This is a genomic window from Deltaproteobacteria bacterium (assembly GCA_003696105.1).
Taxonomy (GTDB): Bacteria; Myxococcota_A; Polyangia; order Haliangiales; family J016; genus J016.
Genome location: RFGE01000248.1, coordinates 1 through 8,218, shown reverse-complemented (window position 1 = coordinate 8,218; position 8,218 = coordinate 1). Strand labels below are relative to the sequence as shown.

The following is an 8,218-nucleotide window of genomic DNA, read 5'->3' as shown; positions in this document are numbered from 1 at the left end:
CGTGAGCCTGTACGAGCTGTCGACCGCGACCATCGTGCTGTTCGAACTGGCGCTCGACTCGCTGCTCATCCCGGCGCTCAAAGCCAGCACCGACGATCCTCTGCAGGCGGAGGTGTTCCGCCGCATCGACATTGACGAGTCGCGCCATCTGGCGATGGACTACTGGCTGCTGGACAAAAAGGGGGCGGCCTGCGCGGGACGCACGGTCGACGATCTGTTCCGCGAGCGGCACGGGCGCGACCGAACCCTGGTCGAGCGCGCGGTGGCCCGGCTGCGGCTGGCACGCGCCCTGTTGACGTTCGTCGTCGGCTTTGCCGCCACCGACCTCGCGATGCCGTCGATCCGCGAGGCGACGCTGCGCCCCGAGACGATGGGCAAGTACCTGCGCCGCGTGCGCGCCGTGCCGAAGAAGGCGCCGCACGCGCTCGACGTGCCGACCTTCCGCATGGGCCTGCGCGGCCAGCGGATGCTGCTCGACGCGCTGTCGCGCCTGTCCGGGCGCGGCCGGTTCGATCCGCGGGAGTTCGCCGCATGACCGCGCCGGCGCGCATCGCGGTGACCGGCGCGGCCGGCAGCCTCGGGCGGCTGCTCGTCGATCGGCTCGCGCGCGAGCCCCAGGTCGAGGCGGTGGTCGCGATCGATCGCGTGCCGGCCGTCTATCCGAGTTCGAAGGTCCGCGCGGTGGTGTGCGACGTGCGCGACCCCGCGATCGCCGGCGCGCTGCGCGGCTGCGATGCGGTGGTGCACCTCGCGTTCATCGTCGAACGCGCGCCGCGCGACGAGGCGCTGGTCGAGGCGGTCAACGTCGGCGGCACGCGCAACGTCGCCGACGCCGCCATCGCGGCCGGCGCCGGCCAGCTCGTGTACGCGTCGAGCATCGCCGCCTACGGGTTCCACCCCGACAACGCGGCCGGCCCGTTGACCGAGGACGCGCCGTGCCGCGGCAACGACGACTTCTACTACGCGCGCACCAAGGCCGCGTGCGAGCGCCTGCTCGACGACCTCGAGGCGCGCCATCCGGCGGTCGCGATCGCGCGCCTGCGCCCGTCGATCTTCCTCGGGCCGCGCGGGCGGCGCAGCCTCGACCGGTTTCGCCGCCGCCTGTTCGCCTACCCGGCGCGCGCCGAACCCGTGCCCGTGCACGTGACACACGAGGACGACGTCGTCGATGCGTTCTGGCTCGCGCTGTGCCGGCGTGCGCGCGGCGCCTACAACATCGCCACCGACGAGCCGCTGCCGGTGCGCGACTGGCCGCGCCACATGGGCAAGTGGCCGGTGCCGCTGCCGCCCGGCGTCACGGGGGCGGCGGACGTCGCGTACCGCCTGCACCTCACCGACATCAACCCGGTGTGGCTGCGCGCGGGAAGCCGCTACCCGATCGTCGTGTCGACCGCCAAGGCTCGCCGCGAGCTGCGCTGGCGGCCCCGCTACGACACCACCGGCCAGGTGTTGCGCGCGCTCGCGGGCGCGCCCGCGGCGGCGGCCAGTCCGGGCACGCGGCTGCTGTTCGGCGCCGCGTCGGCGGTGTCCGCGGTCCGCGGGGGTGTGCCGGTCGATGCGCGCGGCGAGGCGGAGATGCGCGGGATGCGCGGCGTGGCCAATCTCGTGCTCACCGGCGATCGCCCGAGCGAGTGGCGAATCGAGATCGACGGCGGCCGCGTGGCGGTTCGCCCGGGGATCCACCCCGAGGCCGACGCCACGATCGCGATCGCCGAGTCCGACTTCACCCGAATGCTCGCCGGCCAGCTCGACTACGCGAAGGCGGCGATGACCGGCCGCGTCCGCGTGCGGGGGGACAGCGGCTACAACTTCTTGGTGGGCGGCATCGTCGGCGCGTTCCGGCGGGCGCGGCGCGGCGGGCCCGCGGCGCGCGCGTTCGTGAACCTGGTGCTGCGCGCAAACGGCGCCGCCGAGGCGCGGCTCGGAGGATGACATGAAGTTTTCGCTGTTTTACGAGATGCAAATCTCACGGCCGACGCGCGAGACGGAGGCGCAGTTGTTTCGCGACTGCGTCGACCAGTGTGTGCTCGCGGACGAGATCGGCTACCACGCGATCTGGGAAGTCGAGCACCACGGCCTGTACGAATACAGCCACTCGTCGGCGCCCGAGACGTTTCTCGCATACATCGCGGCCAAGACCGAGCGCATCCGCCTCGGTCACGGCATCACGCTCACGCCGTACCGCTACAACCATCCGATCCGTATCGCCGAACGCGTGGCGACGTTGGACATCCTGTCCGGCGGGCGCGTCAACTGGGGCTCGGGGAAGAGTTCGTCGATGACCGAGAAGCTGGCCTTCGAAAACGACGTGGACCAGCTGCACGCGCAGTGGGAGGAGGCGCTCGACATGATCCCGCGGATGTGGCGGGAGGACGTGTTCTCCTACAAGGGGCGCTTCTTCGACATCCCGCCGACGCGGGTGATCCCGAAGCCGGTGCAGCAGCCGCACCCGCCGATGTTCGCGGCGTGCAGCAAGCCGGAGTCCGCCGTGCAGGTCGGCAAGCTCGGCATCGGCGCGCTGAACTTCGCGATCGGCAACGACGACTACCTGGCGCGGAAGGTGCGCGAGTACCGGGCCGCCGTGGCGGCGGCTCAGCCCGAGGCGTACGCCAAGACCGATCACTTCGCGTGTACGCCGGTCGCGCTGTGCTTGCCGGACGACCGCGAGGCGTGCCGCTACGGGTTTCGCGGCGCCAACTTCTTCGCGCAGGCGCTGGCGGCGTACTACTTCACCGCGGACCGGCCGATCGGGCCGCTGCCGATCGACCGCGACTTTCTGTCCGACGAGGATTTGGCGGCGGCGATGGCGTTCCGCGGTGCGGAGGACGCTCCCGCGATGAACGTGATCGGCGACCCGGTCCACTGCCGCGAGATCGTGAGCCGGTTTCGCGACGCGGGCGTCGACGAGCTGATCCTGGTGATGCAGGCCGGGACCGTGCCGCACGAGTTGGTGATGCGGTCGATCCGCACGTTCGGCGAGCAGGTGATGCCGTACTTCGCGGACAGCCCGCCGGCGCGACCGGCCGACGGGGCGGCGGCGCTGCACTGAGCGGCGGCGGTCGCGTTGTGGCCGCCGGCGCGCGCGACCTCGCCGGCCACCTGACGGCGCGGCGCTCGGCGCCGGCGCGAGGCGGGCGGCGCGGCGCTCGGCGCCGGTGCCAACCGGGTGGCCGCGGGGGCCGGTTTGTGCGGTATGATGGCGCGGCCGGGAAGGAGCATGTGCCGTGAACCGTAGTCGTTGGATTCGCCCGAGCGCGATCGCCCTGTTTTCCTGGCTCCTGTCCTGGTCTGTCGCCGGCGTCGCTGAAGCGCACATCGCGCTCGTGTCGCCGCCGCACCGCTACGCGGAAAACGAGCAGAAGGCCGAGCCGTGTGGCCGGCCCGGCGGCACGCGCGGCACGAACGTCACCGTGTTCGAGCCCGGCGCGACGATCACCGTAAAGTGGCGCGAGACGATCAACCACCCGTCGCACTACCGCATCTCGTTCGACGACGACGGCGACGACGACTTCTGCTATCCCGCGAGCAAGGACGACCTCTATTCGTGTCCGTCGGTGCTGCTCGACAACATCCCCGACGAGCCGCCGCCGTCCGGCATCTTCGAGGCGCAGGTGACGCTGCCGAACATCGAGTGCGAAAACTGCACCCTGCAGCTCGTCCAGGTGATGTACGACAAGGTGGCGAGCGGGTGGGGCGACAACGATCTGTACTTCAACTGTGCTGACATCGCGCTGCGCGCCGGCGGCGGCGGCGGGCCGGACGCCGGCGCCGGCGGTGGGCCGGATGCGGGAGCCGGCGCGGGGCCGGACGCGGGATCCGGCGGCACCCCGGCCGACGTCGACGGCGGCGGCTGCGCGATCGGGGGCGGTCGCGCGCCCGCCGGGGCACCGCTGGGGCTCGCGCTGGTCGCGGCGTGGGCGCTCCGGCGGCGCCGCCGCCGGTGACGGGGCGCCGGGGTCTGGGCGCGCGGGCGCGGCCGCGCGGGCGGTCGCCCGCCGGCTATGGCGCCGCGGCCGGGACGATCAACAGCGGCAGCCGCCGTCCGGACCGCAACGCCGCCGCAAACGGGTTGTCGCGCGCCAGCCGGTCGCCGCGCGGGTCGACGACGCGCGTCTTGTAGCCGATCACGTCGACGACGTCACCCGGTCGCAGGCGGTACTCGTCGCCCATCGTGTCGAAGTGGAACACGCCGCGCGAGCGCAACAGCGCGTCGATGTAGCTGCGACGAACCTCGTCGAGCACGCGGTCGCGGACGGGGCCGGACAGCAAGTACTGGCGCGGCATCGCGCACAGCAGGCGCGAGCCGGCGGTGAACACCCGCACGCGCCGGCCGGCGTCGTCGGTGATCGCGAAGTCGACCGCCGCTTCGTGAACGAGTTGCACGCTGCCGAGCGACAGCTGCACGCGCCGGTACACCGTCGGCTCGTCGGCGACGAGGCCGGGCAGGGTGTCGGTGGCGTCCACCGTGCCGCGCACGCGGACCACTGCGCCGTCGCGTTCGTCGTCCAGACGCGCCAGGTCGACCTCGCCGCGCGCGACGCGGGCGAGACGGCGGCGGGCGAGCGCCCGCGCCGCGCGGTTGCCGACGCGGGACGCCACGGGGGCGACGAGGCCGGGCACGAACCACGCGACCGGACCGAATTCGATGAGGGCGGGAATGCTTGCTCCTGCAACGATCGTCGCGGCGACGCCGCGGTGCAGCCACGCAAACGCGCGGGGCGCCCAGTCGAGATCCTCGGCGAGCAGGTGGACGCGGTCGACGCTGCGGCACGCGTGGGTCACGGCTGGCCCCTCGAGTTCGGCACGGCGTATCGTCAGTGTAGCGGCCGCGCCGTCGCCCGGCCGGCGATTTTTGCTGCGATCCTGGCGCAATCCGGACGGGCGCGCGCGCCGGAGGTGTCCGTGACAGAGGTGCGCGCGACAATGGCCGGCAGTCGTGCCGCTGTCCGTCACATACGGCAACGCCCTGGACCGTCTGGTCGACCGGCTCGCAGCCGACGTGGCGGCCTATCGCGCCGACGCGGGTCTGCTCGAGCCGGTGTGGGTGGCCGTCCCGAGCCGGCGGCTCGCCGGCTGGTTGTTTCGACAGCTGGCCGCGCGTCACGGCGTCGCCGCGCACCTGCGGCCGCTGCGCATCGACGAGCTGGCGGCCGAGGTGGTCGCCGCGCTGCCGGAGCGGCCGCGGCTGGTGGCCGGCACCGCGCTGTTCGAGCTGGTGCTCGCGGAGCTGGTCGACGACGCCGCGCTGGCGGATCTGTGGGCGGCGCCGCTTCGCGCCTACGTGTTTCCGCCGGGCGCCGACGAGGGCGAGGCCGACGTGCGGCGCGTGCAGCTCGCGCGCCGGATCGCGCGCCTGTTCGAGCAGTACATCGAGTCGCGCCCCGATCTGATCGAGGCGTGGTCGCGGGCGCCGGCCGAAGCGCCGGATGCCGGCGCGGCCGACGTCGACGCATGGCAGCGCCACCTGTGGCGGCGCGTGCGCGCGCGCGCCGGCGAGCGCGCGACGAGGACCGGGCGGCCGTGGCGCGACCTGCGCGAGATCGTCGCCGGGCCGCCGCCGGCGCCGCCCGCGATTCCGGCGCGGGTGTTCGCGTTCGGCCTGTCGTACTTCGCGCCGCTGGTCCACCGGCTGTTCCACTGGCTGGCGTCGACGACGGCCGTGTGCGTGTACGCGTTCAACCCCTGTCGCGAGTACTGGGAGGACGCCGGCGGCCCGGCGCCGCGCGACGGCGACGATCCGTTCGGCCTCGACCGCGAGGACGAAAACCCGCTGCTGCGCCGGTGGGGACGCCCCGGCCGCGAGCACATCCGGCTGTTGAACGAGGCGAGCCGGTTCGACTTCGCCGAGGCGTTCGTCGCGCCGCCCGAGCCGCCGCCCACGCTGCTGGCCGCGGTGCAGCGCGACGTGCTCGACCGCCGGCTGCCGTCCCGCGACGGGCGGGCGCTGCGGAGCGACACGTCGCTGCGCGTGCTCGCGTGCCCGACGGTCGCGCGCGAGTGCGAGATCGTAGCCGGCGAGATCTGGCGGCTGCTGCGCGAGGATCGCACGTTGCGCATGTCGGACATCGCGGTCTACGTGGCGTCGCGCGACCGCGACGTCTACTACACGCACCTGGCGTCGGCGTTTCGGGCGGCGCACGAGTTGCCGTACCAGCTCGTCGACGCGCCGCTTGCGTCGCGCAGCGCGGTGGTCGACGCGGTCCGCGCGCTGGTCGCGCTGCCGGCGAGTCGGTTCGAGCGCGGCGCACTGCTCGGCGTGATGGCCCATCCCGCGGTCCTCGGCGGGTTCGCCGGCGCGTCGGCCGACGCGTGGCTGCGCATGTGCGACGACACCGGCATCGTGCACGGCGCCGACCGCCGGGACCACGCGGACACCTACCTCGACGGCGATCGGTTTCACTGGGACCAGGGGATCGTCCGGCTCGCGCTGGGCGCGTTCATGGCCGGGCCACGCAGCGGCGACGAGCGCGCGGTCGCCGCGGGAGCGCACTCGTGGTTGCCCGAGGAACGACCGCCGGACGAGCGGGTCGCGGCGGCGCAGTTCGGGTTGCTGGCCCGCTCGCTGATCGCGGACGCGCGGTTCGCGCGCCGCGCGCGCATGACTCTCTCGGACTGGGCGGAGTTCTGGTCGGCCGTGGTGGCCACCTACGTGCACGCCGCCGACGATCGCGACGAGCGCGACCGGCTGCGCTGCCTCGCGCGCATCCGCGATCTGGCCGACCTCGACCTCGACGGCGCGCGGGTCGGCTACGACGCGGTGCGCGAGCTGCTCGACCCCGAGTTGGCGGCGCTCACCGGCGCGGTCGGCAGCCCGCTCGGCGACGGCGTCACCATCGCCGCGCTCGGCGCGGCGCACGCGGTGCCGCACCGAGCCGTGTTCGTGGTCGGCCTCGGAGAAGGCCACTTCCCGGCGCCGGCGCGCGCCGATCAGCTCGATCTGCGCCTGCGGCGCCGCCGGGCGGGCGACGTGTCGCCGCGCGATCGCGACCGCTACGCATTCCTCGAGACGTTGATGGCCGCGCGCGAGCGGCTCGTGCTCAGCTACGTGGCGCGCGACGTGCTCACCGGCGACGCGCTCGAGCCGTCGTCGGTCGTCGTCGAGTTGATGCACGTGCTGCGCGGCGGCTACCTCGGCGACGCGGTCGCGGACCTCGTCGACGTGCGCCCACTGCGCCGCTACGACGACGACCGCGACGGCGCGATCCCCGAGGCCGGTCGCGAGCGCGCCGCCAGACGCGCGCGCGCGGACCTGCTGGCGGCGGTCGGCTCCGATCGCGTGCCCGAGCGGCGTGCGCTGGCCGCCGCGCTGTCGACCGACGCGTGGGCGCGGCTGGCCGATCTGCTGGGCGTCGCGCCGCTGCCCGATCCGGCGGACGCCGAGCGGGCCGGTCCGATCGACGTGCCGCTGGCGGCGGTGCGGCGGTTCCTCGAGTGCCCGCTGCAGGGGTCGGCGCGCTTCTTGTTGCGGCTGGTCGACGACGACGACGACGATCTACTGGCCCGCGAGGACGAGCCGTTCGCGCTCGACCGGCTCGACACGATCGTGCTGCTCCGCGAGGCGTTTGCCGAGTCGCTGCGCCGGCGGGAGCCGCTCGGCGCGGTCTACGCGGAGCGGCTCGCGGTCCGCCAGATGCGCGGCTGCGCGCCCGCCGGCGTGTTCGCCGAGTCGCTGCGCGAGCAGCACATTCGCGTGCTCAAGCGCTGGCGCGAGCGATACAAGGCGATTCCGGCCGACGGGCCGCTGACGGTCGTCCGGTTCGGGCGCGGCGGCGAGTTCGACCGCGCGGACCGCATCGAGCCGGCGATCGAACTCGCGGTGCCGGCGCCGGCTGGCGGCGACGTGACCGTGCGGCTGTCAGGGCAGGCGAGCGGGCTCGCGCCGTCGTTGGCCGGGACGGTCGTGCTCGCCCGGCGCGCGCCGAAGGGCCGCCGACCGGCGCCGCGGGACGTGCGCGACATGCTGCGCGCGTGGATCGACCAGGTCGCGCTCGCCGCCGCCGGCATCAAGGCGGGCGCGCCCCACGGCGCGTACGTGTGCGTCGCGACGGCCGGCGCGGACGCGCTGCGGTCCGCGACGCTGCGCGGTCTGTCGCGCGACGAAGCGGTCGCGTACCTTCGCGACGTGGTCGCGGACATGCTGGCGGGCGTGCACCCGTACCTGTTTCCGTTCGAGGCGGCGTGGCGCGTTTACGTCGGGAACAAGGAGCCGGCCGAGGCG

Annotated in this window: 6 protein-coding genes; 5 read left to right on the top strand and 1 reads right to left on the bottom strand. The window is 74.1% G+C overall.

From position 1 onward, the window contains the following. Position 1: 1 nt before the first annotated feature. The 4 genes from D6689_16000 to D6689_15985 all read left to right on the top strand — a co-directional run bounded on the left by D6689_16000 (position 2) and on the right by D6689_15985 (position 3,944). Positions 2-535 carry a hypothetical protein gene (locus D6689_16000; GenBank protein RMH39633.1) on the top strand — a complete coding sequence of 178 codons (534 nt, stop codon included), beginning with the start codon at positions 2-4 and terminating at the stop codon, positions 533-535. Next, on the top strand, positions 532-1,932 hold the full coding sequence (locus tag D6689_15995; protein RMH39632.1) for an NAD-dependent epimerase/dehydratase family protein: 1,401 nt from the start codon (positions 532-534) through the stop codon (positions 1,930-1,932). Before D6689_16000 ends, D6689_15995 begins: the two co-directional genes overlap by 4 nt. A gap of 1 nt (position 1,933) precedes the next feature. After that, positions 1,934-3,049, top strand: coding sequence for an LLM class flavin-dependent oxidoreductase (locus tag D6689_15990; protein ID RMH39631.1), 1,116 nt, complete (start codon positions 1,934-1,936; stop codon positions 3,047-3,049). Positions 3,050-3,224: 175 nt separating this feature from the next. Beyond that, a complete protein-coding gene (locus tag D6689_15985) occupies positions 3,225-3,944 on the top strand; it encodes a hypothetical protein (GenBank protein RMH39630.1) in 720 nt (239 codons plus the stop codon). Between the two features lie 55 nt (positions 3,945-3,999). Here the strand turns inward: D6689_15985 and D6689_15980 are convergent, their stop codons facing one another. Continuing rightward, positions 4,000-4,782: a hypothetical protein gene (locus D6689_15980; GenBank protein RMH39629.1), complete on the bottom strand. Its 783-nt coding sequence runs from the start codon at positions 4,780-4,782 to the stop codon at positions 4,000-4,002. Between the two features lie 154 nt (positions 4,783-4,936). Between D6689_15980 and D6689_15975 the strand changes: the two genes are divergently transcribed. Then, a partial coding sequence (locus D6689_15975; GenBank protein ID RMH39628.1) for a hypothetical protein occupies positions 4,937-8,218 on the top strand: 3,282 nt, incomplete at its 3' end.

Coding starts and splice junctions, on each gene's coding strand:
- D6689_15995 (RMH39632.1), top strand. CDS start 532: ATGACCGCGCCGGCGCGCATCGCGGTGACCGGCGCGGCCGGCAGCCTC.
- D6689_15990 (RMH39631.1), top strand. CDS start 1,934: ATGAAGTTTTCGCTGTTTTACGAGATGCAAATCTCACGGCCGACGCGC.